Source organism: Pseudomonas sp. UMAB-40, assembly GCF_900095275.1.
Taxonomy (GTDB): domain Bacteria; phylum Pseudomonadota; class Gammaproteobacteria; order Pseudomonadales; family Pseudomonadaceae; genus Aquipseudomonas; species Aquipseudomonas mandelii_B.
This window is the reverse complement of record NZ_LT607564.1, coordinates 115,641-137,341: the sequence shown is the minus strand read 5'-3', so window position 1 is coordinate 137,341 and position 21,701 is coordinate 115,641. Positions and strand designations below refer to the sequence as shown.

Here is a 21,701-nt window from a genome sequence, read left to right as displayed (position 1 = left end):
GACCGCCTCACTTGCGATCCGCATCAGTCGGTGGGTAACGCCATAGGTGCATTGCGGTCTTCTGCATAAAGGGTCAGATGATCGTAGGCGATGGTAAATGCCACCGCTGACTAGCACCATCGAATACAGCGCCACACTCCCCGCCCCCAGTCATCCAGTAAAGAGTAATGAATTGGATCGCCTGTTTTTGATGGGGCGGTTGTCTCTCCGATGGCTCGGTGCTTCGCGCATAAGCACCCAGCGCCAGTTGCCAAGGGTGATCAAGCCATTACGGTGCAATGGGCAAAGACAGTAGGCCGGCCGCTCGCTTTTTCTTCGTGAATCGCCTCGGCTAAATAAGCGCCTATTCGCGAGCGGCACGGCAAACTGACAGAGTAGAGTCAGCATGGTTAAGGCCCTGCATCACTGGTGTGTGCTATTGACCTGATACAGATCAACTAGGTGCGTTCAGCGTGTGCGCGGCCGACCTACGAGGAAAGTTCCACGCTGGAACTTTTGGCTTTCATTTCCAGAGTGACTGCCAATTTGATTGCACGAAGAAATAAGCAGTCGTGGTTCCAGTGCTTACTGGTGCAAACGCCCCCATCGTTTCGGCCAGAGCACGCGTAACGGTTCTGATTCTATCCAAGGATTGATTGCCTGCTTTGTCAGGCCTGATGTCAGGGGTGATGTTAAGAGTGGGGCCTCCTGCCGATTCCAATGGTGCGCGCCAGCGGGATTGCTACGACCAATAGGGTGCGCGGGCCACGCTGTTTGCACTCAACGTTTATGGCGCATCGCAAAGGCGCCCTCGCCTGCGTGATGGTTCTAGCCCGAGTGGTGTGACTCGCGGTCAGGTTTGCTCATCATGCACAACTGTTCTACGTCAGCGCGCAATAGACTTGTGTGTCGCCCCTGTCACGGAAGATGGTAAAGCCCAGTAGACGTCGCACAGCGTGAACTGCGAATGCAGCACTTTTCGAGATTGGCTCAGCGGGCTGTGTCTTGAACCAGATTGGGCAGCGCCCGACCTGGTGAGAGCCCGAAGGATTGGCAGCAAAGTTCCAGCGTGGAACTTTGGTTAGAGGATCCTTAACCGAGAGCTAGCGCGCATGGCAAGTCGATGCCATGCGCGCCAGCGCTATAGTGCTGCGTTGGGACTTGAGAGAGATGGCGGCATATACGCCATGTACGGCCGATATGACACCATTGCAATGGAGTGGTACAGGCAAAGCATATTGAATGCTTGCGCGGGCAGAACAGCGCTTTAGGCTCCCTTCTGTACTCGACAAGCTGGTCAAAAGTTCCAGCGTGGAACTTTACGTTTCGCGATGTCCAAAGGGGGCGGCGGTAACAGGTTTACCGTCTGCGAGTGAGTACGCTGGCCAGCACCAATCCATCAGATGGAAAGTCAGTCGAGAGCGGTTCTGCCTCGTGCGGCCAGGTACTTCGTAAAACTCAAAAGTTCCAGCGTGGAACTTTGTGATTAGAGGTTCTGTTACTGACTCGAATGCTGACGCATGCGTAGGGTCGGAGCCTTGGGCTCTGCAAAAGTTCCACGCTGGAACTTTTCTTCAAGGGCGTCGAGGCCTTGAAGAAAACCAAACAACTTGGTGACTGTTGAGGATTTTCAGGGTCCTAATTAAGCTCGCGAATGTCGGACATGCGACACCCCTACTACCTTGGCGCCAGCAATGAGCGCTTAGTGAGCGCCGCAAGATGGGCAAACATTGCCGTCAGCAGTTCATGAAGTTCCAGCCTGGAACTTTCAAGCAGCGCCGAACTGGTGTTCCAAGGCGCAGCCGTTGCCGTTGCCGTTGCCGTTGCCGTTAAGCATTATCGAATTTCACGACCGGCTCCAGACTGAAAAAGTTCCAGCGTGGAACTTTTCCAGCCCGTGTGTGGGAGGTCTCAACATCCTGTTACGGCCGTTAAGGCGCCCTCGCCGGCTTCAAATTCAACCATCAAGTCATAGCCATCAACGCCCACGGAGACGGCTCAACGCCGCCATGCCGTCGTGTACTCAGCGGCTGCCCTGATCGGCTTCACAGGGTGAAGCCAACAAGGATCAAGGCGCCCGTGATGAAAGTTCCAGCGTGGAACTTTTGATTCGCAGCCGAACGTGACTGGGCTTAGTGCCGCGCGGACAATGACGTTGGGCTCGGATGGGATAGGCGAAAGTTCCAGCTGGTTCTTGAGTGCTCTACATCGGACTGACCAGCGCCAGCAGTTGGAGGCTGCGCCGAAATCAAATGTGCAGTCCTCCAGCGCGATGTTTCAAATGCGCTCCACGTCTGAAACAGACCAGTCCTGCTGATAATGTAAGACAACTATAACTACAACCGGGATCGCACCTGGGCGGCAAAGCATGCGTTCCAAATGATGGCATTGGCGAGTCAGCACAAGCGGCAAGGCAAAAGTTCCAGCGTGGAACTTTTATGCAGTTCAGATCTTCATGGCGCTGACCATGGTTATTTTGAGCAGACCTGAATCAGCGGGATACCTGAAAAGTACTCATCGGCGAACGCTGCGGCTCGGGATGATTGAAGTGAAGGCGCGGAAATAATCACTGCTTACCAGTGGGTGATCCGTGTTTAGTGAAGAAGTCTCAGGCATCTGAAACGATTAAGAAATGTGAAAAAAGTTCCAGCGTGGAACTTTTGACTTTTGACACGAGTAAAAAACAGGGTCGGAAGCAACCATTTTTGACGTTATTCATTCGTGCGCTACGTGAAAGAAACCAATGTCGTCAGTACCAATGCCAGCAGATTTTAAATTGAGCACTCACGATAAATTGGCATTTTGTCGTGATTTTGGGTGAGTGGGCGAGATGGGCAAGCAAGATTGGCTGGTATTCGTAACGACCGGTCATGTGTCTTACGTCCCTGGTATGCATGTCGGGCCGAGCCCTCATGAAAGTTCCACGCTGGAACTTTTCTTTTGCTGCTGATCAGGAAGCAGTCGGTCGTAAAGATTGGAAGGCATTGAGCCAAGACCTGGCGCACAGGGCAATGCCAATAATCCAGCGCCAGCATCTGGTCAATTGGACGTCTGCGTATCATCACACTCTACGTTGTGCGACATGGGCAAGATGCCATGCCGGGGTCCGCTTCGTTCAACCAAAAAACAATCAATGTGAATAGCCTGGTAGCGGTGGTTATCAATGAACCCTTATGTAACTGAAGCTACGCTTTTATAGAGTGCCTGATATGCCCCAAAGGAGGTGCCTGATTTAAAGCGAGCATGTTGAATAAAGAGGGCTGCTACCTGCTGGAAATGGGTGTTTTGAAGAGAAGGAATTGGATCGGTGATGTGTTCCGGGTGATAGGGCACCGAGACAGACACGGGAGGAGGGTGGTCGGTAGGGTTGCTTGCGGAAAATGAGGCGGATCGTCAAACAGAGGGCGAGCGGATATCGCCCGGTAGGGGAAGGCTTATTTTTTCAGAAGGTTTCGGATGTTCATCACCGATTCATTGCCTACCGCGCGTTCGCGTGGCGCTGAAGGTGCCTGCACTGGCGGCGGGCCAGTCTTGGGTGGGGGTGACGTAGAACTAGGCTGAGAGTTCCAGCGTGGAACTTTTGGTTGCTTGGCTGGGGCGCCCGTAGCAGTGGCCTGGGCAAGCGTTGAGCAGTCGAGGAGCCGCCGCACAGAAGGTCGCTGTGATGAGCGATGATTGAAGCGATGGAAGTTCTTATGCGGGACCAGTTGCTCAGGTAGCACGCGAGCACCGCGATAGTTGCTCTGCTGGATCAAGGCGCGCAGTGAGGCAACCATGGCGCGAGCAGCTGAATAAATGCCGATGGCCTTATAGAAGGCTGGCGCGATGCAGATCAGCGCCACCCCCCGGTTGATCAGCCCATGACGGGACAGGTTGGAGAGCGCGCGTTGAACGGTGCGCTTGCCAAGGCCAACCTTGGCCGCAATCTCGTCGATGTAAATTTCACGGAAACGATCTTTGCGGACGTCCAGGCACGCACCGGTTACCAAGTCGACTTTATCAATCAGGTAAGACAGCACCTGGACAATGCTGCGCCGCAGCTGGATATGCATGCGGTGATTGCGCAGCGTCTCGCGCTCAATCCGTATCCGCGACTTCAACGGATAGCTGGAAGTGTCTGCTACAGCAAAGTTCCAGCGTGGAACTTTTGTGCCAGCGGCCTTCGCTTCACGCATGACCTTATAGTCGGAGTGGTGCTTACGGTTACCGTAGTAGTCCAGATCGACGTCCCACTTCGAGCGGCGGACGCTGCGCAAATAGGCTAGATCAGCAAGTACGTTGGGATCAGTTTCGAAGCTGGCGAGGCGTTCCTTCAGCATTCGCTTGAAGTTGAGGACGCTGAGTTGCGGGTGCTTTTGAGTAGGGGCGGTCATGGATTAGAGGCATCGGTAAGCCTGCAAAACAATCGGAGGACCGTTTGAACGGAGAGAAGAGAGGGAATTTTGTGACGAAATGCGGAAATTCGCGAAACAGGTATTGACCTAAGTTTCACGATAACGGACTATACGAAGCCTGAGGTTTCGCTAAAAACCTCAGAAGACTTATGCATAATCCGGCTTTGCATTTTGACCACTCAAACACGCCGCCAAGCTCGTTTAAGGTCTCTAATGTATTTGCCGGTTTTTTTTGCCTGCGCCCCCCATGTTTGTTTCGGCCAGTGGCCACTCAAATTCGTCGAACGATGTTCGTTCTGCAAAGTTCCAGCCTGGAACTTTTGAATCAACGTTCCGCTAAAAACGTTGGCTCATAGGCACTTACGGAGCTTCTGCTCTCTGCGTGCAAATTCTGCGTGGTACGTTCCACGTCTGAGCGTGGTACAACACCGCCGGATACTACCCTAGTTTGTGTGATGAACGGTACACTGTTTATTTATACAGTTATGCAGGGTTTAGTATTACGCTACGATGTTGCGGCAGGCATGTAAGCATATGACCCCAGTACGGGTAAAGCTCGCCGCAAAGTAGCCGCCAGACGGCACCCTCCATTCAGGATTGCACCCACCATGTCCAAACGTGAAGAACTTGACAGCCTCCAGTACGGCGCCAGCGTGCGATGCCGTGGATTGCGCTGCACCTGGTTCGCTGTTGAGTTGCTGACAGTGACGGCGGGGGACGGCTCTCCACCTGATACGACCAGAGATCGCTGCACTTCAGGCTGGAGTGGATTGGCACTCAGGTTGCTGGGGCGGACTAACACGGCCGGATACAGCGTTGGTCAGTTTGTGTTCCGCCCTACGCCACGACTGATGGGTGTCAATCACCTACAGTTCACCAGTCACCAGTTACTGACCAGTCAGGCGCGATTCTTGATGATCCGGATCGGCAAGCTGAAAACCCGGCACAAGCTGATTGAGTCCAGCGGCGCACAAGCGGCATGCGTCATGATCGAAGAGGTAAAGGTGAACCTGGGGCGGAAGAGAAAACAGTGGGTCATGTCCGTTGAAAACGATATTGCAGAAATGCTCGAACATGATCCAGAGTTGCTGTAAGGGCAGGGCAGGGGCGCCACTCCGCAGTAAAACCGTTACAGCCTGCCGCTACTCTGCGAGGTTGCCAATCTTGCCAAGGTTGCCGGGGCTCAATCGGCGAGGTGGTTTCACTGGCGCAGCTATTGGTTCAGAAACTGCCGATTCAGGTTGAGCCGCTGATATTTCAGCGCCAGCTGCTGACGTGGATGCGGTCGACGGTGACGGAGCGCCACGAGCAACCTTCGACTGGGCGCTCTTCACAAGGCGGCCCATCCACTTCGGCGCCGGCATCCCTTCAAGCAATCCGCCAGCACGCACAACTTTCATGAAGCACTCAACATCAGCTTCGTGCTTGTAAACAGCAAACCCGTTCTCTGTGAAGAGTTTTGCCCGCATCAGGTTGAACGCGGTCGTGCACGTTTCAATCAGCCACCGTGTCGGGATGTGGTGTTCATCCAGTACGCAGCGTAGGTCAACGAACTCTGCACCATTGGCCAGCGCGTGCTGATGCTGGAGCGCCAGGAACCGATCAGCAATCGCGATCAAGTTCACGGCAGTCGAAGCCTTTTCGAGAATCACGCGCTCGCGCGTCAGGCCGTCAGCCTTGGTCACGCACACCACTTTGATTGGCATTGATTGAAACCTATCGCATCCTCAAGTCACCCTATCTTAGCGATGGGGCAACCCGATCACAAGAAAATTGATTTGCAAATATCGTTGTTTGCTTGCGAAGGCGTTCGCCGCGTATGCTTGCGCGATATAGCGAGAATTTCGACTACTCACTCAGGGCTGATGATGGCTTCATACGACTATGAAAAAGGCTTTGTTGGTGGCCTGAAGGTTGCGCCTGTCTCGCGCGCCGAGGATAGGGTAGGGCGAGCGCCAGCGGTGCACGCCCAGGTTACCGAAGCATTCAAGTTCGGTGAGTTCACGTGTGATGCGTGGGAGTTGCTGTGCGGCTCACCAGCTAAAACCACGCTTTACGAGTTCGAGGGGTCCATCAACGACGTGACCTGCTACCGGTGCATCGCATTGCTGGATCGCTGGTCGCGTGACTCGATCAATGCTCGTTGCACTGGGCATGCGATCACGCGCGATGGCCTAACCCGAGCAGTAGCTGCCAAGTCCGTTCTGTTTGCCGGTGAGCTGCTTGACGTGAATCATCAGCTGCTCGCAAAGCGCGGTCAGGTGAAGATCGATTTGTCTCAAACGGATGTTGGCGATGGCCTCGATCCAATTCGTGTTCTTCTGATGGGCCACGACTACGGCGCTGTGTTCGAGCGTCGTGATGATGAGCAGGAATGGCGCATGATCAAACCTGCGTCTGACGCTGAGCAGGCCCTGCTCAAGCGTAAACTGGGTGAGAGTGCTCGCGGCAATACAGCCAAGCAGGGCGAGGTTCGCCAGAATCACCTGGTGCGATTGACTGAAGCTGAAAGCACTCGCCTGAAGTCCCTCGGCGGCGCGGCGTGGGTGCGCGGTAAACTTGCCAAGGCGCGGATTCCAAAAACGAAAAAGCAATTTGCTTTCGATGATGCCGACAGCCCATCAAAGGGTTTCACTCTGCGCGCTACGGCCGAAGAGTGGGACAAGCTGCTGAAGCTGGGCGGCACTGCCTGGGTGCGCTCGATCATCAATGCTGCTCCAGCGTAGCAGCGCTGGAGCGGGCCTACTGCTTTACCTTTTCGTGAGTGTCGCCAAGTAGCGTGGGCCATCGCAGTTGGGATACTTCGCCATGAAAACTTTGTTGTGAGCTTGGATCAGTTGGGCAGCCTTCTCAGAAATCCCCCACGCTGCGGGCTCTCCCGCCTCACCAAGCATCGTGGAATAGGGGTCGACCAAGCCATCATCCAGATCCTGTTCCTCGTTGCCGTAACTCACAAGCCACTCAGGCGCATCAATTTCGGCGTACTGGTCATAATCCCCGAGCGGGTACACCGCCCACTTGATGTCTGGGTGCATCAACTTAAGCTCGTCGATGAGTGCTTGGGCCTTGTCGATATCGGCTACGGTTGGCAGCGTGCTTGATGATTCGCTCATTCTGAATTCCTTGAAGGGTGACCAGTGAATAGGATGGGTTGTTACGCTTTGCGGGCAGATGCAACGAACGCAATTACACGGCGCAGCCTCAGCTCATCAGGCATCCAGTGAGGCAGCTCCACTTTGATTTCTTCCGGCAAGTAGATATTGCCTCTATAAAAGAATTCGCCATTGCAGTGCTGAATGGTGAACAGCGGCTCGCAGTCGTTGTCACCCTCGAAGACGCTAATAACGTCGTCGCTTGAATCAAATTCCAAGCTGTAGCCGTGGCGCTCGGCAAAGTTCAGAGTGGTCTTGCTCAGTACCGCGTGCTTGGCCATTGCTGGTATCCGTGCTGTCTGTGACTGTTGAAAGCCGACTTGAGAAAGAGAGCTTTCGACAGGCCCCGGCGAACTGGGGCAGGTTGCGCTATCGCTGAGCAGTACTACTGGCGGACTTCTGCAAGAATCTTCTCAGCCGTCTCCTTTGCATCCATCCCTTTGCCCCACGATTGCTGCATGTAAAACGGTTGAGCTTCAACAACGCCTGCGGCGTCAGAGCGGCTGGCATCGAGAGCTTCAGCGACTAACTCGATAATTGCCTCTTCCCAAACGGTGTATTCACTCATCTGTATCTTCCTGATGGTTAGCTGATCTAGCTGGTTTTCGTAACCTTCAACCCGCAAGTAATTTGTTTCGCCCTGTACGCACGCTGAACCAGCCTATCAAGTCGTCGTCGGGCCTCTTTAGCAATAAAGGTGCGTGTCGACTCGTCCGGCTGCGTCTCCAGCTCAGTCAGCAACCGGGCGAGGTTGCTGAACTCCCAATCCATCGCATCGATTTCTTCACCCACTGTGGATCGGGTTTTATCAAGCGGATGAATGCTATGAATATTCGTCATGCAGCAGCTCCCTTAGTGAGCCCCGGCGAACCGGGGCAGGCCGCGCTTCAGTAAGCTTGCGTTCCATTGTGCTCTTTGACGACGATGCCTTCCTTGTAATCGCGGATCGGCGTCCAGTTCCGCCATACCGATGACTCGATGACGTCAGCCGACAAGGATGCCTTTTCAGCCTTTTCGCACGCAGCGGAGAAACCTTGGATGAGGTCGTTGTCTGCCGAGCCGTCTTTGTACGAGATGCCCACCAAATACCGTTTCACTATTCTTGCCATCGTCTTGTGCTCCTGGGGCCGTAACTTGATTCGGTGACCCGGCGAACCGGGTCGGTATTCATTTCAATCGTGGCAGTAGAAGCGCGAGGCTCGGCGGCCGCAGGCGCTGTACGGGGTCTCACTGTGCTGGGTGACCTCGAAACCGCTGTAGGTGACGCCGTAAACGTCCGGGTCATTGAACTCGTGGGCCTCCTCATCAATGCACAGGGAAGCTTCGTTGCCAGCGGCGACAACCGCACTCATGAAGCGATCAGCATCAGAGCGGTCGCTGAACCAGAGAGTGTCGGTGGACGCCATCGCAGCGACTTCAAAATTCACGACAGGACCAACGAGCGCAACTTTCGAGACATTCAATTCTGTGTTCATCATCTTTCCCTCTCTCATCAGGCCCCGTAGGCGAGGCCTGATTGACGTTTGGCGGTTTAGTTGTGGACGACGTTGGCTTCTTGAGAGACCGGCTCAAAAGTGCAATCCCAATCCCCTGCGTCGTAGTCGGCCAGCGAGTTCACCGCTGAATCAATCGCTTCCTTTTCGTTGGTGTCAGGCACGTCGATAACGATGGTGCGGGTCAGTGTTTGGGTGATTTGAACTTTCATCAGATTTCGCCTCAGCGGTTCGCTCTAGTAAGTTCAGTTTACCATAAAGGGTAAACCATACAAGTATTGGTTTACCTTTTATGGTAAATTGTTTTGCTTGATATGTTTACCCTTTATGGTAAAGTAAAGGCCACCCAAACGATCTGCTGGAGACACCCGCATGAGCCTCCCAACCCTGCACCAACAGGCACCGCTGACCCACAAACAACAGTACTTCGCCCTGCAAGCCGATCTTGAGGCTCTTGAGAAGAAGACCGGCGCGTACCTGGCTGATCAGTGCGTCGACGCCGAGAACGTCTTTGAAGGCAAATCGCAAGAAGACAAGACTGCATTCGCCCATGGCTACATGCGCGAAGACAGTCCGCTTTGGCTGGAGCTGGTGCGTGCGGCTGGCATGGCTGCCGGTATGCGCGGTGAGGATGCCGGTCTCGACATCAATGGCCTGATCGGTCGCAGCATCTACTAACGCCTCCGCCCGACTACAGGGCGCAGTATCAATGTTCGGAGAGTAAGAGCCATGAACCTACAAACAATGCACACCCAAGACATCAGCGATGTTCTCACCGCCGCTCGCATTTTATTCGGCTCGGAAACCGTGACAGACACCCATAGCGAAATGTTCCAATCTTCGTTCGGTGGTGTAGTTCTGGGCGTGCGAAAAAGCTTCAATGAGAGAGTTGCAGCTTATGAGGCCAACAAGCACCGCGTTCCAGAAGTACTCGCCGAGCTTGATGCGGAGCTTTTGCGTCGAGGCTTTTAACCCGCTTCACCCCCGGCAAGCCGGGGCCTGTTCTGCACCGATATTGTAAGTCGGTCGCCGAGAGCAACAGTTGACCACATGCCCAGCCTTGCGCTGGGCATTGTCTTATTTGTTGGCGATGGATTTGGCCTTGCGTGGGCCAACAGCGCCAGCAGCAGTAATCATCGCTACGGTGGACGTCAGGTAAAGAAACATCTCCACCGTGCTGGACTCCCAGAGCTTTGGAGCGAGCAGGGATCCGGCGAACGCTACAGCCGACAGCGCCACTAGCTCGAATGTGTGAAGCAACGGGAGTGGCGGTGTTGGTCCGTCGAGGAGGGCGAGTTTATAGCCGGCCACTGCACCAACATGCTTGGCACATCGCGCCGACACCGCTACCGCGACGGCCAACACGCCGGTCTTGGTTAGTTCGTCCAGATCAAGCGATGGACTACTGAAAAAACCCCGCACAAGACCGACAAGCATGCTGACGAATAACAGAAGCGAAACAGCGTTGGCGATCAGCCGCCAGTTCCCGCTCAGGGTCTGGCAAAGGTTCCACCTGGTGCGCGGCGTGAATCGCTCTGCTGTGGTTTTGGTTGTCGCTGCCTTGGCGCCAGCGGCGGTGTGAATGAAGACCTCGCGCTGTAGGAACGCCAGCACAACGCCATGGTGGCGCTCGACCTCCTCCTCTGCGCCAGTGAGGCCGTAACCCGGTATCGCGTACAGGTACAGGATCAGCTGCGCTTGTCGATCCGATGGAAGTTCATCAGAAGATGCAAGCCGGACCAGCTCACTCAATGTCGCCTTGCCTGCAAGCTCGCTCGATGGCGCTGACGGCCAGATCGCTGTAACCAGCTCATACAGCTGAGCCTGTTGCGGTGAAAGCTTGCTCAGGTGGGCTGGAGCATCTTCCGTGGGGCTGCGGTTACTTCCGGGGGAGGTCGTAGACATTCTCTTTCCTTCGTCGTCTGGCTTATGGCTACAGGTCGTTGGCATGCATTGCGTCGACATCGAGCAATGCCCTGGAGCGTACTCGTCGATGTTCGGGTAACATGGTATAGGATTATTTTACGTTGCTGAGCAAAGCGCCAGCACGGAACGCAAATAAAGTGGATTGTACGATCCAGAAGGAGGGCGACTTGAAGCCGACACGCGAGACCTACTCAGAATTGCAGCAAGCCTACGACTTTCTGAACACCGAGCTGTTCGAGTCGCGCCTTCCTGAAACGATGATTACGCTCCAGCGCCAGCACGATACCTATGGGTACTTCAGCGCCAACCAATTTGTGAACATGGGAAGCGGCGAAAACACGCATGAAATTGCGCTGAATCCAATTTACTTTGTGGTTCGGTCAATTCCGGAAACGCTGAGTGTGCTTGCCCGAGAAATGGTGACGTTGGATCTGCTGCTGAATTCCGGCTCTAAGCCACCGCGCCGGCGTTACCGCAACAAGGAATGGGCCGACATGTGTGAGTCCATTGGACTGATGCCGACCGATACCGGCAAGCCTGGCGGCAGGCGCACTGGTGATAGCGTCGAAACGTACATCATCGAAGGCGGCCTGTTTGACCTAGCAACTCAACGCCTACTTGAAACCGACTTCCAACTTTCGTGGATGGACCGCTTCCCGCCGCAGATGCCGGCCGATGAGGAGTTGCCCTTTGAGCGTGATGAGTCCATTAAAAGTTTAGCCCATGCTGAGGCACCAGCTGAGGGCACGAAGACATCGCTCGATACTCTGATCGCGGCGTATGAGGCGGAAGGTGAGGAGGGTGGTGAGACCACCTCCGTTGATGGTCCGGACAAAGAACTGCCCCAAGGTCCAAATATCAACGCATTCGCGCCTGAGCACAATCCAGCGCCAGCGGCGGACAGTAAACAAGCCCCTGATGCACCCAAGATGAAAGTCTTCGTCCACGCTCAGCCGGATCAATTGGCCCAGCTTGGTATTGAGCAGCGCACGGCGCCGAAAAACCTCAGTAAAAGCAAATTCCAATGTCCGCATCCGCCGTGCAAAGGCAATGCCTGGGGGCGCCCCGCACTACGGTTCTGGTGCACAGGGACTGAAAAGAAGCCGCACGAGATTATGCAGATGAATCCGGACGGGGTTGAGACGTCTGCCGAGGAGCAACCTGAAGGTGGTGATGGGGAGTGAATCGGTGGGTTCGTTTGTGCTCAGATATCCGGGTTTACCGCGACCCAAGCCTTTGCGCCATTCTGGTAGTCACCGCCCTCGGCGATGAACACATGACCAGCCTCGTCGACGGCATAGACGCCGGGGCGCTCATGGCTCGCATCACGAACGCAATCCTTCCAGCCATACACTTCGCCCTGCCAGATCAGTACAACGCCGCCACGGTGCTCCTGATTGGCTTTGCGCCAATGAGTCGCGGTAGTGTGTAGCGCTCGAATGAGTTCGCTCATTATTTCCCCGAGTATTTGAGTTTGCGGCATCGGCGTTGCAGCGAGTCGCCACAATAGGCACGCGTGCCTATAACAGCCAAATAGGCACACGTGCCTATTCGCGGATGGCTTAGCCCTTCAAGACCATTCTCAAGCATCCGTCCGCTTCCAAGCTCAGCAGGTAGTCGTAAGGATCCGGGTGACTCAGCACATCCAGCAGGCCAATAAAGCTTTCTGGCAGCCACTCCGTTTCACTCCTAAGCAGCTTCGATAGCAACACATAGACTTCATCGAACAAACCGTATTGCATCTGATCGAGTGGCGGTAATTCGACGGCACGCCCTTCGGCCAGCGCACAGCAATACTCAAATAGGCCGCGTACCTGGTTCAACAAGTAATTAGTGTTGCGGCCCTTTGATTGGTGTAGCCACTCGATACTCACCCGCTGGATGTCGTCGATCAGATCTACGAACCGCTTCCACTCAAGCTCGCTCAGCGCGCTTTGGTTGGTCGCCGCTGCGCGCTCATGCATCAAACGGTCGCGGGCTTGGTCCCAGCTTTCACCTGGGCGAGCGCCAGCTTCAACTTGGGCATCTGTAAGCGGCGGTAAGCTGTCGCCCAGCAATCGATTCATTGCCTTCACCTAATCAATTCCCATGCTTGATCGAACGTACAGAAAATTCATTTAACTCTTCATGGGTCACAATCCCGGTGAAGACTGAAGCACCTTCCGAAACCTTGCCAACCATCACTTGCCATCCGTCCTGCTGTCTCGCAATTACGATTTGCTCTTCAGGATCCAGAGACTCCATCGCTTCGAATTGGCCAAACGATTGACCTGGTGGAAGTCCGGTCAAGCTTGACGGATGCACACGAACAAATTGAACGACGTCCTTAAAGGGGTCCGCAATAGCATCTCTGACGATCCCTTTGAAGTAGCAGGTCGCTGCATTCTGACCGCCCGTGTTCGCCGCAAGAGGTAATGTGAAGGGGTCGTATGCAGTCACGCTGGCCGACTTGGGACTGCCGTAGTTGATCACATCAAAATCATGTGCCCTGCCGAGGTGGAGCATTTCTACGAAAGTGGGCGACGACTCAACAAAACCCTCATCTCGCACGCTAGCAGCCTCTTGCGCTTGCAGGACCGCGCCAAGTTCATCATCACCTTCAAACCAGCCGTTGCCTGACAATTCCATTTCTTGATTCAGCAGGACGCAAACGTTCATCGCCGCTTCTTTGTTATCGCCCTGCGCTGCGGTAATGGCCGCCTCGATCTTATCTCGCAAAAACATGTGCATCTCCATTGGAACGGTGGTGGTCGATTAGATGCTATTCCAGCGTGAACGAACCAGTCAGCGGGCGTTCTTCGTTATCGAGACGCATGGCCTCGATCAGCGCCTGAAGCGCAACGATAGTTCTGGGGCTTCGGGCGCAATGGGTAACGAATTCGACAGAAGGGGCGTAGTCGTCTTTGCGCTCCATCGGGGGGAGCACCTTCACATGGATATCACCATCTACATCCATGAACAGGGACAACCTGCCATCAGGGCTCATGTCTTCGCTGCGCTCTACAAGCAAGGTCATATCCTCAGCCCTCGAAGTCAGGGTCGATAACCCAAGTGCGGCCCTTGCTCGCAACGGCGACCGGCTTTACGCGCAGTGCGTAAATGGCATGCCTTGCGGTGAGCTTTCCTGTCAGATAATGCTTCGCAACGCTCAGCGCATATCGCATGGCTCGCTCTCTTCTTCGTCTGTTTGAATAATCGCAGTGTGGTTGAAGCGGCGACTTTTGCCGGTTGAAACGTTATCGCCAATCAGAACACCTGGCGACGACCAGTTGGCTCCGTAGCCCGTCACACAAACCGTCAGCTTGCGCTCGCCAATCTTCGCAATGATCTTGGTGCCGAGTGGGTAGGCCTGCTTGATCGCAAGGCTCAGGCTTATTTGCGCCTCTCTTAGTGCAGCGGCCGCCTGCTGAACATCATGCAAAAGGAATTGGCGCGACATGTGTGATTTCCATTTTGATTGTGGCTGTTGAAAGCCGACTTTTGAAAGAGGACTTTCGACAGGCCCCGCGCAAGCAGGGCAGGTCGTTAACAGGTGAGATTCACCGTATACCCGCGAGGAACATTCAGCTCAAAGGCGGCACTACCGTGGCTTACCTGGAAGGTGCGAATTGTCACCCCTTCGGTAATCTCGCCTACAACGACAACCTTGGGGGCATCCTCAAGCCAAACCTCAATTCTGTCGCCTTTCTCTACCGTCTCGACTGGGATGCTCATGACCATTATTTTTCTCCTTGAGGTCCGGCGACCGGACGTGCGTTATTGACCAGCTGGGGGAGCATTCATTGAAGCCTTTCTACTGAGCTGCCTGTCGCGCCTCGTTTCGTAGTGCGACTGCACGCTCCATGAAATCGATGGCCTTCTCTAGCGCCTTCACTGCCCAGTCTGGGCAGCCTCGCGAACTGGGCTTTAGCGGATCATTCAGCCAAGACCGTACAGCGCGTTCAGAGCAGGGGCAGCCTGTAACGGCCGCTATCAATTCGGCGCATCGCTTCTGTTTTATATCGTGCACTTCTAGCAAGTGCTTAAGACGTTCTCGATTGTTCATGTGCTTGTCTGCGCGCGGTGGGTGTATAGGCACACGTGCCTAAGACAGATAATAGGCACACGTGCCTATCATGTCCACGAAATATTACAGTTTGTTTATACCATGATCTATACCAGTATATATTTATGTGTATACTCGTGGCAGATCAACGCCATCAGGAATTAGCTCATGAATTCGTTTACCTTCGCCAAGATGCGTACCCAAATCGAGGTTATTCAATCCCGTCACCCAGTCGGTTTCCGCGTTCAGGTGCAAGTGCTGCCTGGCTCCGATGAGTCGTGGGAGCAACTGATCCATGAAGAGCTGTTCTCCTCGTCCGTGAATGCTGAGCGCCTGCTTGTCGCAGTAAGTACTCGCGGCACGCTGAATCTCGATCACTGGGTCTGGTCGGCGAGCAAGGCAAGCCCGTTCGGGCAACTTCAGGTCGCGCCCACCGCCACACTGAAAAAAGAGTTTTATACCCCCGCGTTCTGATCGCCTTGGCCGGTGCGCCGGCCCTGTTAGGAGCCGATTCAGTTTGTGAGTCGGCTGCTAAGAGATGGCACCTTCACGGAGAGCGATATGGAAGCAGCCCAGACGGAACACAAGGTATTCACCACGCCCTATAGCATCGAAGGCGGGGAGCGTCGCGAAGCCACAACACAGAGCGATGAGTCAATTGTCGACTCCATCATGCGTGACGCCGCTTGCTTTCTCGGGCAGCCCGTCAAGAGCATGCGTATTCACCATCGCGGCGACGTCTATCGCTACAAGGCCATTCTTGCGTCTGGTCGCACCGTGACCTTCACTCTGCTCACGAAGGGTGCTCAGTCATGACCGAACTCAACCGGTACACCGTGCTTCCTTTCAGTGGTGCGAGGTTCCATGAAAACGAATCGCGCCTTGGCGACGGCGAGTTACCCTGCGCCATTTGTGGCAAGGTCGTTGCGCAACCATTCGCTCACACCGCTACGGTGGTCGGCGGGGGAGCATGGGCGGAAACAGCTGAAGATGCCGCGAACACGACGGACGCAGGTTACATGGGCGTCTGGGGCATTGGGCCTAACTGCCATGCAAAGTATTTGGTAAAGGCCGCCAATGGGCGCACGTCGCCGCTCAAGGTGTTTCTCGGCCTCACCTACACGCAAGGTAAGCAACTCAGAACTATCGTAGCGGCGCGCACGCAAAAGACCGCTGCGCAGCTGCTCGGCATCCCGCTCAATCACCTCCAGCGCTATTGGTCGGTGTCCGGCAACAAAGTCGACCTGGATACCGCGCTGGCGTCACCTGAGGTTGTGTTCCTCGCCTCAGACTCGGTGAGGCGCGACTACTCGCCTGCGCCCACAAGCACCAGCAATGCGAAGGCTGCTGGGCAATGACGCTTCGCGGGGGAGGGAAACAGCGGGATGCAGGCGAGCCGCACAAATATTCGGCAACTGGCCAACTTGCTTTCAGCGCCAGCTCTACAATGCGATCATTGCATAGAATTTGTATTGGCAAATCCAGCTTGGGGTTCTGAGCTGGCTCGTGTGAGTAGGGAGTTATGAATGTCTGAGGTAATTGAACCGCTCATTGTGGGTTCCGTGACAGAGGAGCATTTCTTGATGCTTCTGGACGGGACAAAGATCAGTGGCGAGGCGGTTGTCGCTGCTTTGCGCGATCACCTGGTAGGCGGAATGACGGCAAAGGCTGTCATTGAAAAACACGACCTCAACAAGTCGCACTTTTACACCCGGCTGACGAAAATCAAGGCAGCACATGAATACGCGGCACGCATCAGCAAGTTTTACACGGTCGTCCCGACAAGCACGGTAGTCGCCGCAAGCGACCCTCGACCGGTAGATGCTACTGAGGACGGCGAACAGAACTGAAGCGCCAGCCAATTATCACCACTCGGCTCCATGGGATCTTCCGCAACACTGGCCCTGCGATTCCGATTAGCAAATGTTCGAGGTCACACATGACAACCCGTAAATTGTCGCCAGCAGAACAAGCATGGCAGGAGGAGGCTCTTAAACTGGCGCCCACCAGCATGACGGCGCAAGAGTTCGAAGACAGCCGAGACAAGTTCTACTCGCTGACCCTGCAAACGGTGGATCTGGCCCGCCTGGTGCTTGTAGAGAGGAAAGGGCTGACAGTCGCGGCGGCCCTGTGTGGCATGTCCAAACAAAGCGCCAATGGCGCCATGAACCGTGTCCGTGCCGCCCTGGTGGGCGTGCCCAATGACTGGGTGCTGTATCAGGGCATGATGTCCAAAGAAATGTCAGTAAAGGTGCGTGCCGAGGTCAATGCCGAGCTTGAAAAATGGAAGGGCGAAAAATAATTTAGTAAATCCTGTAAATAAACAGTTTACGGGGTTTACAGGCTCGCAGAATCTCCTTAGAATGGGGCCATCAGCGACAAACAGTCTCTGAATCTCAATCCTAGGAGCAACACCATGAAAGCACTGACCAAAATCGCAGCATTCGGCCTCGTAGCAATGTTCGCTCTGGCAAACACAGGCTGCACCACCATCGACAAGCTGCACGCCGATGCCGTCGCTGATCGCGCTGCGAACCCGGAGAAGTACACCGAGATTCCAGACGTTCGCATCGCTCAACTGACCATGGGTGAAGCTCCGATCTACCAAGATTCGTGCGCCTTCGGCTGCCCTGACGGCCTGCCTGAACTGACCCGCAGCCACTAATCGGCAACGGCAAAACACTAAACCCCGCCATCGAATGCGGGGTTTTTTTCAACCTCGATCATCAGTCTGCGAGCGCCTCCTCGGGTCAAGCAGCCACGGAGTCAGTCATGGAACTCAACGAAACGCTCAAGGTATTGGCCTGTACTCGCCCTGATGGCGTGCGCGAGACATACCCGGAATACGACGTCCACTACCACCGGATGCAGCAGGTGGCGTTCGTGGTGGCCAAGCAGCTTATGTCCATGCCTCAGGGCACGCTTGCCAATTTCGATGGCTGCAATTACCTGGGTGTGGCGCCATACGCGGGCAAACTGGAAGTCGTGGTAATTCAAGACTCCGACGGCAAGAGCATTGATGGGGAGGTCTCTGAGGAGTTCTCTTGGCATTACCTCGGGCCGGTGCCTTTTGAAGACTTGGACATGGGCGGCGAGGAGGAGATTGATGAGTTCTCCGCGCTCATGGAGAAGTGGCTCGAATCACCAAAGTTCCACCAACTGGTGCCGGCCGATAAGCTGGATCTGGAGAGCAAGGCAGCTGAGGAGTGGGCTATCGCCTACGCCGCCGAGCGTGAACGGGAAAAGCTGGGCAAGGCCTGACGCCTTAGATCTTTCCCCCCACCCGGCAAAGCCGGCCTCTACCCGCTGATGTCTTTAGCCCGCGCCTGCGGGCTTTCGCCGTAAAGGGATGCGCGTTTAGCGTCCGGCACTGACAGGTACAGAAACATGAGCCAAGACATTACACCGGCGTCGATTCAGACGAACAAGAAGAAGGCCACAGTGCTCAGTGTGGTGGCGTTTGTAATTCTCTCGGTTGCGATCCTGCTGACGGTTCTTCGGGCCGACGTTCCAGGCAATAGCCAACTCGCAGGGCTGATCATCTTTGTCGCCTACCTGTGCAAATACGCAGAAGCAAACTATCTGCGCCGCTGCATCCGACAACAATAAACGTCTACCCCAACTGATCGCTTAGAGGGCTACCTGATGCCTGTATTCTCATTTCGCGCAGAGTGTCACCATGACGCTGACGCATTCATTCGTGCCGCTGAGCATGCTGGTATCGCCGCGAGCTGGACGACTCACCCGGACGCGTCCGGCTTTCCTGATGTCGACGTCGAAGCCTCCTTCGATGCCTCGAACAACTGCGCTCCGTGCTGCGCCAGGTTCCAGATAGCCACGTTATCCTCCAGACGCTGCGTGAGCAGCCATTGGCCGACAACACGCTTATGCGTGACTACGATGTTTCCTGAAGGGGTCAACCGTGAAGAAAGGTCCGCGCGGTAATTTGAGATTGATCCAGGGTAACGGCGGCAACGCGATGCCGACGGCGCCGGTTGAGCAGAAACCCAAACCGTATGCGCTAATCGGTTTCGCTGCCGTTTTGTGCACAGCGGCTATCGGTGCTTTGATCTGCTCTGGCATCTGGTGGGGTGCTAGCCATTTCTTGGTCGCCAACCAGATGATGCCGTTGCAAACTGCTTCAATCTGCGGAGCGATTGTTTTTGGCAGCGCTGCGTGGCTCTGGTGTCATTTTGAAGAGCTGGAACGCGAACGGAATCGCTGAACAGCCAGCGCAGGCTTAAGAGTTTGCATTCGAACCTAGCGGCGTAGTGATGGTGGGGCTGGGCGCCCGCCGCGCCCGCCATTCGCCTTTTGTTGTAGCGGCGGCAGATGCACCGCTATCGGCCTTGACTAGTTGAAAACACCCGCCAGATGCCGAGGGATGGTGATGCGCTTGATGAACTCAGGCCAAGTGAATTTCTCTTCGGGAGTTTCCTCGAAGCACCACGTCCGATTCATGAACCCGTTGTCATCAACTCGATCAATGCACTCGGGATAGTGTGCGCGCTCAGGGTATTCGGCCTTGAGGATCGCGAGGGTCTGATCAGCTGAACGGGCCGCCACCAGATCGCTTACTTCGTTGTCGTTGTAGGTCCAGCCGACAAGGGGGCTGTCGGCCAGCTCGACCTCCAATTGCAGAACGTCTTCGGCGCCCCTGAGCGCTACCTCCAGCACCACCGGATCCAAGTCCGACTTACCTATCGCGACCGCCGCTCGCAGCGCTTCCGCACGCTCAGCCCAGTAGTTGGATGTAAAAGTCGCAGGTTCTCTCAAAGGGTTTGTCATGACGCCTCCACAAAAAGTCGATATCCGACCGTTGCTGACTGTCATACGGGCACCGGATCGGCGCCCTAACGACTCAGCCCCGCTTACGCGTGGCTTGTGTACCTGGTGCACTTCCTGTCAAGGGTAACGCTGTTTGCCGTAATGCGGGCTATCTGCTTCTTCGTCCCACTGGGCCACCGGCTTGTGGCAAGTTGCGCAGTACGCTCGCTTGCTTACTTTCGCGCTGAGGCAGTCGTACATATCCGTGTTGTCGGTGACATAGCCGTCAAAGCCCCGCCGATAAACGCCACGCCCGCTGTAGGTCTGCATGACGTAAAACTCATCGTCATTTCCGCAATGCGGGCAGGCTTTAACCTCGTGAATCGGGGGCAGGGTAGCCATGGCGAATGCTGATTCCTTGAGATAGATAGCGGGTTAACGACCACCGCGCGACAACTGCGCCCTGGCACTGCGAAGCCCGCGACGATGGCGGGCTGATGGTGCGGCGGAAATCCCTAGGCTTTTACGTCCTTCTTGCCAGGCCAAAATGCGCAGATGACTGCAATGAGTAAAATCACCGCGAGCAGGATTAAATGAAGTCGCAGTAAAACTGTACCGATTGTTTGGCGAGCGAAAAACCCGTGCCACGACTCGGGAAAAGTAAAAGCGTTGTAACCCATGGTGTGCAAGCCTGCGAGGTCGCAAAGGACCAGCAGCAAGAAGACAACAGCCGCCAGGACTGCCCATAAGCCCAATGCAGCAAGAAGAATATGCGGATCCGTATCTGCGCTCAGGTGCACTTTAGAACCTGGTGCCAGTGAGGCCGCTAGATCTTCACGAACTGCATCGGCGGTGATGTCATTGCTGGCCTCAACACTGATTTTCATGCGGCGTCCGCCGCTCGTCACAGATATGAAGTCATGGGTCGTAGTCGTACCCTGTACTATAGGGACAATCGTCACGGTCATTGCTGCGTCCTTCTGACGTTCACGCGGATGCGATAATGGGCATCCTTCTATGCACCTTGCCCCACGTTTGACGGCGGGGCTTGTGATGTACCTTAGGCGACCTTTCCTAATCGCCATCTTCTTCATCGTCGTTAACGAGCATGTGACGGACGAAGATTTCGTGAGCTTCTGGAATCTCGCGCAGTGATTCGCCCTGTGGCCCGCCGAGATCAAAGTAGAATTCGATCAGCTGGCAAAGATGCTTTGTCGCTTCCTTCGCAGTCGGGCGACTGAGCATCTTGTTACCGATCTGTTCGAGGATTTCACCTGCATCGTGAGGTTCACCAATCGCGATGGCGCGTAACGTCTCGTAGTCCGAAAGAGCTTGCTTGTGATTCATTTCACGCTTCCTTTAGCCAGCCAAAGGCAGGCGGTTGTTCAACTCGGTCAGCTTTTGGTCGTACTGCTCAACCAGTGCGCTGTACTCCTTGGATTGCCAACTTTCAAAACCACCGGCAGACAACACGCTCAGGCAGTAGTCTTTCTGGCCTTGCACTGAAAGGATTTCGTCTGCGATCAGTTGCTGGTAGTGATTCATCGCTTCGCGCCTTCGATTTCACGGACGCGAAAATGAGCGTCCCTTTACTGGTTTGGCCCGCACGGGGCGGGCTTGATAGGGATGATTAGGAGTTCAACCACTCATCGACGGTTTTCACCTCCCAGCCAAGCTGGGTGGCTTGCTGGACGTAGATTTCGTAACGGTCGCGCAAAGTGCCCATATCAAAACCCCCGGCGCTGCATGACAACCGACGTGGCCGAACGCATCGGCTCAACCATGTAATCCAACAAGTGCTCGGCATCTGCGCCAACAACTTCTGCAAAGATTTCCTGGGTAGTTTTTCCGTAATGAACAGCGATGGACTCAAGAATCGCGTTTTTTGTGGCGCTATCGATCACGGATAGAAACTGTTCGTTGCGGTTGGCCATGACTACATCCT

General features: G+C 55.0%; 36 protein-coding genes. 15 read left to right on the top strand and 21 right to left on the bottom strand.

Annotated features, from left to right (window positions below):
• Positions 1 to 3,413: 3,413 nt before the first annotated feature.
• A complete protein-coding gene (locus K0F88_RS20355; protein WP_219096295.1) occupies positions 3,414 to 4,352 on the bottom strand; it encodes a helix-turn-helix domain-containing protein in 939 nt (312 codons plus the stop codon).
• 629 nt (positions 4,353 to 4,981) lie between these two features.
• Here K0F88_RS20355 and K0F88_RS20350 point away from each other — a divergent pair.
• The gene (locus tag K0F88_RS20350) at positions 4,982 to 5,467 is read left to right on the top strand and encodes a hypothetical protein (RefSeq protein ID WP_219096294.1); all 486 of its coding nucleotides are present in this window, start codon (positions 4,982 to 4,984) and stop codon (positions 5,465 to 5,467) included.
• Positions 5,468 to 5,515: 48 nt separating this feature from the next.
• Here K0F88_RS20350 and K0F88_RS20345 read toward each other — a convergent pair whose 3' ends face one another.
• Complete coding sequence (locus tag K0F88_RS20345; RefSeq protein ID WP_219096293.1) at positions 5,516 to 6,079, bottom strand: hypothetical protein; 564 nt, start codon at positions 6,077 to 6,079, stop codon at positions 5,516 to 5,518.
• A gap of 3 nt (positions 6,080 to 6,082) precedes the next feature.
• Between K0F88_RS20345 and K0F88_RS20340 the strand changes: the two genes are divergently transcribed.
• Positions 6,083 to 7,099 (top strand): hypothetical protein, encoded by a 1,017-nt coding sequence (locus K0F88_RS20340; protein WP_219096292.1) that lies wholly within the window; start codon positions 6,083 to 6,085, stop codon positions 7,097 to 7,099.
• Positions 7,100 to 7,123: 24 nt separating this feature from the next.
• On the opposite strand, the gene K0F88_RS20335 is transcribed toward K0F88_RS20340, so the two are convergent.
• From K0F88_RS20335 to K0F88_RS20305, 7 genes are all read right to left on the bottom strand, one after another.
• On the bottom strand, positions 7,124 to 7,486 hold the full coding sequence (locus K0F88_RS20335; protein WP_219096291.1) for a hypothetical protein: 363 nt from the start codon (positions 7,484 to 7,486) through the stop codon (positions 7,124 to 7,126).
• A gap of 41 nt (positions 7,487 to 7,527) precedes the next feature.
• The gene (locus K0F88_RS20330; protein WP_219096290.1) at positions 7,528 to 7,806 is read right to left on the bottom strand and encodes a hypothetical protein; all 279 of its coding nucleotides are present in this window, start codon (positions 7,804 to 7,806) and stop codon (positions 7,528 to 7,530) included.
• Positions 7,807 to 7,910: 104 nt separating this feature from the next.
• Positions 7,911 to 8,093 (bottom strand): hypothetical protein, encoded by a 183-nt coding sequence (locus tag K0F88_RS20325; RefSeq protein ID WP_219096289.1) that lies wholly within the window; start codon positions 8,091 to 8,093, stop codon positions 7,911 to 7,913.
• A gap of 26 nt (positions 8,094 to 8,119) precedes the next feature.
• The gene (locus K0F88_RS20320; RefSeq protein WP_219096288.1) at positions 8,120 to 8,365 is read right to left on the bottom strand and encodes a hypothetical protein; all 246 of its coding nucleotides are present in this window, start codon (positions 8,363 to 8,365) and stop codon (positions 8,120 to 8,122) included.
• A 47-nt stretch (positions 8,366 to 8,412) separates the two neighbouring features.
• The gene (locus K0F88_RS20315) at positions 8,413 to 8,634 is read right to left on the bottom strand and encodes a hypothetical protein (protein ID WP_219096287.1); all 222 of its coding nucleotides are present in this window, start codon (positions 8,632 to 8,634) and stop codon (positions 8,413 to 8,415) included.
• A gap of 63 nt (positions 8,635 to 8,697) precedes the next feature.
• Positions 8,698 to 9,000 carry a hypothetical protein gene (locus K0F88_RS20310; RefSeq protein ID WP_219096286.1) on the bottom strand — a complete coding sequence of 101 codons (303 nt, stop codon included), beginning with the start codon at positions 8,998 to 9,000 and terminating at the stop codon, positions 8,698 to 8,700.
• 56 nt (positions 9,001 to 9,056) lie between these two features.
• Positions 9,057 to 9,230 (bottom strand): hypothetical protein, encoded by a 174-nt coding sequence (locus tag K0F88_RS20305; RefSeq protein ID WP_219096285.1) that lies wholly within the window; start codon positions 9,228 to 9,230, stop codon positions 9,057 to 9,059.
• A gap of 160 nt (positions 9,231 to 9,390) precedes the next feature.
• Here K0F88_RS20305 and K0F88_RS20300 point away from each other — a divergent pair, with 160 nt between their 5' ends.
• Both K0F88_RS20300 and K0F88_RS20295 read left to right on the top strand, forming a co-directional pair.
• Complete coding sequence (locus K0F88_RS20300) at positions 9,391 to 9,696, top strand: hypothetical protein (RefSeq protein WP_219096284.1); 306 nt, start codon at positions 9,391 to 9,393, stop codon at positions 9,694 to 9,696.
• A gap of 51 nt (positions 9,697 to 9,747) precedes the next feature.
• Positions 9,748 to 9,990 (top strand): hypothetical protein, encoded by a 243-nt coding sequence (locus K0F88_RS20295; protein ID WP_219096283.1) that lies wholly within the window; start codon positions 9,748 to 9,750, stop codon positions 9,988 to 9,990.
• 105 nt (positions 9,991 to 10,095) lie between these two features.
• Here the strand turns inward: K0F88_RS20295 and K0F88_RS20290 are convergent, their stop codons facing one another.
• Complete coding sequence (locus K0F88_RS20290; RefSeq protein ID WP_219096282.1) at positions 10,096 to 10,923, bottom strand: hypothetical protein; 828 nt, start codon at positions 10,921 to 10,923, stop codon at positions 10,096 to 10,098.
• 188 nt (positions 10,924 to 11,111) lie between these two features.
• On the opposite strand from K0F88_RS20290, the gene K0F88_RS20285 reads away from it, so the two are divergent.
• Positions 11,112 to 12,128 (top strand): hypothetical protein, encoded by a 1,017-nt coding sequence (locus K0F88_RS20285; RefSeq protein WP_219096281.1) that lies wholly within the window; start codon positions 11,112 to 11,114, stop codon positions 12,126 to 12,128.
• A 20-nt stretch (positions 12,129 to 12,148) separates the two neighbouring features.
• Here the strand turns inward: K0F88_RS20285 and K0F88_RS20280 are convergent, their stop codons facing one another.
• The 5 genes from K0F88_RS20280 to K0F88_RS20260 form a co-directional block, all read right to left on the bottom strand.
• Entirely contained in the window at positions 12,149 to 12,397 is a 249-nt protein-coding gene (locus K0F88_RS20280) for an antirestriction protein ArdR (RefSeq protein ID WP_219096280.1), read from the bottom strand.
• A gap of 109 nt (positions 12,398 to 12,506) precedes the next feature.
• Entirely contained in the window at positions 12,507 to 13,010 is a 504-nt protein-coding gene (locus K0F88_RS20275) for a hypothetical protein (protein WP_219096279.1), read from the bottom strand.
• 13 nt (positions 13,011 to 13,023) lie between these two features.
• Positions 13,024 to 13,668, bottom strand: a complete 645-nt coding sequence (locus K0F88_RS20270; RefSeq protein WP_219096278.1) for a hypothetical protein — start codon at positions 13,666 to 13,668, stop codon at positions 13,024 to 13,026.
• A gap of 37 nt (positions 13,669 to 13,705) precedes the next feature.
• Positions 13,706 to 13,960 (bottom strand): hypothetical protein, encoded by a 255-nt coding sequence (locus tag K0F88_RS20265; RefSeq protein ID WP_219096277.1) that lies wholly within the window; start codon positions 13,958 to 13,960, stop codon positions 13,706 to 13,708.
• A gap of 132 nt (positions 13,961 to 14,092) precedes the next feature.
• Complete coding sequence (locus K0F88_RS20260) at positions 14,093 to 14,383, bottom strand: hypothetical protein (RefSeq protein ID WP_219096276.1); 291 nt, start codon at positions 14,381 to 14,383, stop codon at positions 14,093 to 14,095.
• 2 nt (positions 14,384 to 14,385) lie between these two features.
• On the opposite strand from K0F88_RS20260, the gene K0F88_RS20255 reads away from it, so the two are divergent.
• The 10 genes from K0F88_RS20255 (at position 14,386) to K0F88_RS20210 (ending at position 19,214) form a co-directional block, all read left to right on the top strand.
• Entirely contained in the window at positions 14,386 to 14,679 is a 294-nt protein-coding gene (locus tag K0F88_RS20255; protein WP_219096275.1) for a hypothetical protein, read from the top strand.
• Between the two features lie 478 nt (positions 14,680 to 15,157).
• Entirely contained in the window at positions 15,158 to 15,463 is a 306-nt protein-coding gene (locus K0F88_RS20250; RefSeq protein WP_219096274.1) for a hypothetical protein, read from the top strand.
• Positions 15,464 to 15,550: 87 nt separating this feature from the next.
• Positions 15,551 to 15,805 (top strand): hypothetical protein, encoded by a 255-nt coding sequence (locus K0F88_RS20245; protein ID WP_219096273.1) that lies wholly within the window; start codon positions 15,551 to 15,553, stop codon positions 15,803 to 15,805.
• Positions 15,802 to 16,347, top strand: a complete 546-nt coding sequence (locus K0F88_RS20240) for a hypothetical protein (RefSeq protein ID WP_219096272.1) — start codon at positions 15,802 to 15,804, stop codon at positions 16,345 to 16,347. Before K0F88_RS20245 ends, K0F88_RS20240 begins: the two co-directional genes overlap by 4 nt.
• Before the next feature lie 168 nt (positions 16,348 to 16,515).
• The gene (locus K0F88_RS20235; RefSeq protein WP_219096271.1) at positions 16,516 to 16,839 is read left to right on the top strand and encodes an adhesin biosynthesis transcription regulatory family protein; all 324 of its coding nucleotides are present in this window, start codon (positions 16,516 to 16,518) and stop codon (positions 16,837 to 16,839) included.
• Between the two features lie 89 nt (positions 16,840 to 16,928).
• Positions 16,929 to 17,291, top strand: coding sequence for a TrfB-related DNA-binding protein (locus tag K0F88_RS20230; RefSeq protein WP_219096270.1), 363 nt, complete (start codon positions 16,929 to 16,931; stop codon positions 17,289 to 17,291).
• A gap of 114 nt (positions 17,292 to 17,405) precedes the next feature.
• The gene (locus K0F88_RS20225; RefSeq protein ID WP_219096269.1) at positions 17,406 to 17,654 is read left to right on the top strand and encodes a hypothetical protein; all 249 of its coding nucleotides are present in this window, start codon (positions 17,406 to 17,408) and stop codon (positions 17,652 to 17,654) included.
• Between the two features lie 107 nt (positions 17,655 to 17,761).
• On the top strand, positions 17,762 to 18,250 hold the full coding sequence (locus tag K0F88_RS20220; RefSeq protein WP_219096268.1) for a hypothetical protein: 489 nt from the start codon (positions 17,762 to 17,764) through the stop codon (positions 18,248 to 18,250).
• A gap of 126 nt (positions 18,251 to 18,376) precedes the next feature.
• Positions 18,377 to 18,598: a hypothetical protein gene (locus tag K0F88_RS20215; RefSeq protein ID WP_219096267.1), complete on the top strand. Its 222-nt coding sequence runs from the start codon at positions 18,377 to 18,379 to the stop codon at positions 18,596 to 18,598.
• Between the two features lie 313 nt (positions 18,599 to 18,911).
• A complete protein-coding gene (locus tag K0F88_RS20210) occupies positions 18,912 to 19,214 on the top strand; it encodes a hypothetical protein (RefSeq protein WP_219096266.1) in 303 nt (100 codons plus the stop codon).
• 128 nt (positions 19,215 to 19,342) lie between these two features.
• Here the strand turns inward: K0F88_RS20210 and K0F88_RS20205 are convergent, their stop codons facing one another.
• From K0F88_RS20205 to K0F88_RS20180, 6 genes are all read right to left on the bottom strand, one after another.
• The gene (locus tag K0F88_RS20205) at positions 19,343 to 19,777 is read right to left on the bottom strand and encodes a hypothetical protein (protein WP_219096265.1); all 435 of its coding nucleotides are present in this window, start codon (positions 19,775 to 19,777) and stop codon (positions 19,343 to 19,345) included.
• Positions 19,778 to 19,894: 117 nt separating this feature from the next.
• On the bottom strand, positions 19,895 to 20,158 hold the full coding sequence (locus K0F88_RS20200) for a hypothetical protein (RefSeq protein ID WP_219096264.1): 264 nt from the start codon (positions 20,156 to 20,158) through the stop codon (positions 19,895 to 19,897).
• A 113-nt stretch (positions 20,159 to 20,271) separates the two neighbouring features.
• Entirely contained in the window at positions 20,272 to 20,724 is a 453-nt protein-coding gene (locus K0F88_RS20195; protein ID WP_219096263.1) for a hypothetical protein, read from the bottom strand.
• Positions 20,725 to 20,830: 106 nt separating this feature from the next.
• Complete coding sequence (locus tag K0F88_RS20190; RefSeq protein WP_219096262.1) at positions 20,831 to 21,103, bottom strand: hypothetical protein; 273 nt, start codon at positions 21,101 to 21,103, stop codon at positions 20,831 to 20,833.
• A gap of 12 nt (positions 21,104 to 21,115) precedes the next feature.
• Positions 21,116 to 21,301, bottom strand: coding sequence for a hypothetical protein (locus tag K0F88_RS20185; RefSeq protein ID WP_219096261.1), 186 nt, complete (start codon positions 21,299 to 21,301; stop codon positions 21,116 to 21,118).
• A 182-nt stretch (positions 21,302 to 21,483) separates the two neighbouring features.
• A complete protein-coding gene (locus K0F88_RS20180; RefSeq protein ID WP_219096260.1) occupies positions 21,484 to 21,690 on the bottom strand; it encodes a hypothetical protein in 207 nt (68 codons plus the stop codon).
• Positions 21,691 to 21,701: the final 11 nt, after the last annotated feature.

What these genes read in the sequence shown, in the direction of transcription:
- K0F88_RS20265 (WP_219096277.1), bottom strand. Translation starts at nt 13,960, where the DNA reads ATGACCTTGCTTGTAGAGCGCAGCGAAGACATGAGCCCTGATGGCAGG.
- K0F88_RS20205 (WP_219096265.1), bottom strand. Translation starts at nt 19,777, where the DNA reads ATGACAAACCCTTTGAGAGAACCTGCGACTTTTACATCCAACTACTGG.
- K0F88_RS20190 (WP_219096262.1), bottom strand. Translation starts at nt 21,103, where the DNA reads ATGAATCACAAGCAAGCTCTTTCGGACTACGAGACGTTACGCGCCATC.
- K0F88_RS20325 (WP_219096289.1), bottom strand. Translation starts at nt 8,093, where the DNA reads ATGAGTGAATACACCGTTTGGGAAGAGGCAATTATCGAGTTAGTCGCT.
- K0F88_RS20305 (WP_219096285.1), bottom strand. Translation starts at nt 9,230, where the DNA reads ATGAAAGTTCAAATCACCCAAACACTGACCCGCACCATCGTTATCGAC.
- K0F88_RS20180 (WP_219096260.1), bottom strand. Translation starts at nt 21,690, where the DNA reads ATGGCCAACCGCAACGAACAGTTTCTATCCGTGATCGATAGCGCCACA.
- K0F88_RS20230 (WP_219096270.1), top strand. Translation starts at nt 16,929, where the DNA reads ATGACAACCCGTAAATTGTCGCCAGCAGAACAAGCATGGCAGGAGGAG.
- K0F88_RS20215 (WP_219096267.1), top strand. Translation starts at nt 18,377, where the DNA reads ATGAGCCAAGACATTACACCGGCGTCGATTCAGACGAACAAGAAGAAG.
- K0F88_RS20235 (WP_219096271.1), top strand. Translation starts at nt 16,516, where the DNA reads ATGTCTGAGGTAATTGAACCGCTCATTGTGGGTTCCGTGACAGAGGAG.
- K0F88_RS20200 (WP_219096264.1), bottom strand. Translation starts at nt 20,158, where the DNA reads ATGGCTACCCTGCCCCCGATTCACGAGGTTAAAGCCTGCCCGCATTGC.
- K0F88_RS20320 (WP_219096288.1), bottom strand. Translation starts at nt 8,365, where the DNA reads ATGACGAATATTCATAGCATTCATCCGCTTGATAAAACCCGATCCACA.
- K0F88_RS20195 (WP_219096263.1), bottom strand. Translation starts at nt 20,724, where the DNA reads ATGACCGTGACGATTGTCCCTATAGTACAGGGTACGACTACGACCCAT.
- K0F88_RS20245 (WP_219096273.1), top strand. Translation starts at nt 15,551, where the DNA reads ATGGAAGCAGCCCAGACGGAACACAAGGTATTCACCACGCCCTATAGC.
- K0F88_RS20330 (WP_219096290.1), bottom strand. Translation starts at nt 7,806, where the DNA reads ATGGCCAAGCACGCGGTACTGAGCAAGACCACTCTGAACTTTGCCGAG.
- K0F88_RS20225 (WP_219096269.1), top strand. Translation starts at nt 17,406, where the DNA reads ATGAAAGCACTGACCAAAATCGCAGCATTCGGCCTCGTAGCAATGTTC.
- K0F88_RS20185 (WP_219096261.1), bottom strand. Translation starts at nt 21,301, where the DNA reads ATGAATCACTACCAGCAACTGATCGCAGACGAAATCCTTTCAGTGCAA.
- K0F88_RS20350 (WP_219096294.1), top strand. Translation starts at nt 4,982, where the DNA reads ATGTCCAAACGTGAAGAACTTGACAGCCTCCAGTACGGCGCCAGCGTG.
- K0F88_RS20355 (WP_219096295.1), bottom strand. Translation starts at nt 4,352, where the DNA reads ATGACCGCCCCTACTCAAAAGCACCCGCAACTCAGCGTCCTCAACTTC.
- K0F88_RS20220 (WP_219096268.1), top strand. Translation starts at nt 17,762, where the DNA reads ATGGAACTCAACGAAACGCTCAAGGTATTGGCCTGTACTCGCCCTGAT.
- K0F88_RS20290 (WP_219096282.1), bottom strand. Translation starts at nt 10,923, where the DNA reads ATGTCTACGACCTCCCCCGGAAGTAACCGCAGCCCCACGGAAGATGCT.
- K0F88_RS20280 (WP_219096280.1), bottom strand. Translation starts at nt 12,397, where the DNA reads ATGAGCGAACTCATTCGAGCGCTACACACTACCGCGACTCATTGGCGC.
- K0F88_RS20240 (WP_219096272.1), top strand. Translation starts at nt 15,802, where the DNA reads ATGACCGAACTCAACCGGTACACCGTGCTTCCTTTCAGTGGTGCGAGG.
- K0F88_RS20335 (WP_219096291.1), bottom strand. Translation starts at nt 7,486, where the DNA reads ATGAGCGAATCATCAAGCACGCTGCCAACCGTAGCCGATATCGACAAG.
- K0F88_RS20275 (WP_219096279.1), bottom strand. Translation starts at nt 13,010, where the DNA reads ATGAATCGATTGCTGGGCGACAGCTTACCGCCGCTTACAGATGCCCAA.
- K0F88_RS20310 (WP_219096286.1), bottom strand. Translation starts at nt 9,000, where the DNA reads ATGAACACAGAATTGAATGTCTCGAAAGTTGCGCTCGTTGGTCCTGTC.
- K0F88_RS20345 (WP_219096293.1), bottom strand. Translation starts at nt 6,079, where the DNA reads ATGCCAATCAAAGTGGTGTGCGTGACCAAGGCTGACGGCCTGACGCGC.
- K0F88_RS20300 (WP_219096284.1), top strand. Translation starts at nt 9,391, where the DNA reads ATGAGCCTCCCAACCCTGCACCAACAGGCACCGCTGACCCACAAACAA.
- K0F88_RS20295 (WP_219096283.1), top strand. Translation starts at nt 9,748, where the DNA reads ATGAACCTACAAACAATGCACACCCAAGACATCAGCGATGTTCTCACC.
- K0F88_RS20260 (WP_219096276.1), bottom strand. Translation starts at nt 14,383, where the DNA reads ATGTCGCGCCAATTCCTTTTGCATGATGTTCAGCAGGCGGCCGCTGCA.
- K0F88_RS20270 (WP_219096278.1), bottom strand. Translation starts at nt 13,668, where the DNA reads ATGTTTTTGCGAGATAAGATCGAGGCGGCCATTACCGCAGCGCAGGGC.
- K0F88_RS20315 (WP_219096287.1), bottom strand. Translation starts at nt 8,634, where the DNA reads ATGGCAAGAATAGTGAAACGGTATTTGGTGGGCATCTCGTACAAAGAC.
- K0F88_RS20250 (WP_219096274.1), top strand. Translation starts at nt 15,158, where the DNA reads ATGAATTCGTTTACCTTCGCCAAGATGCGTACCCAAATCGAGGTTATT.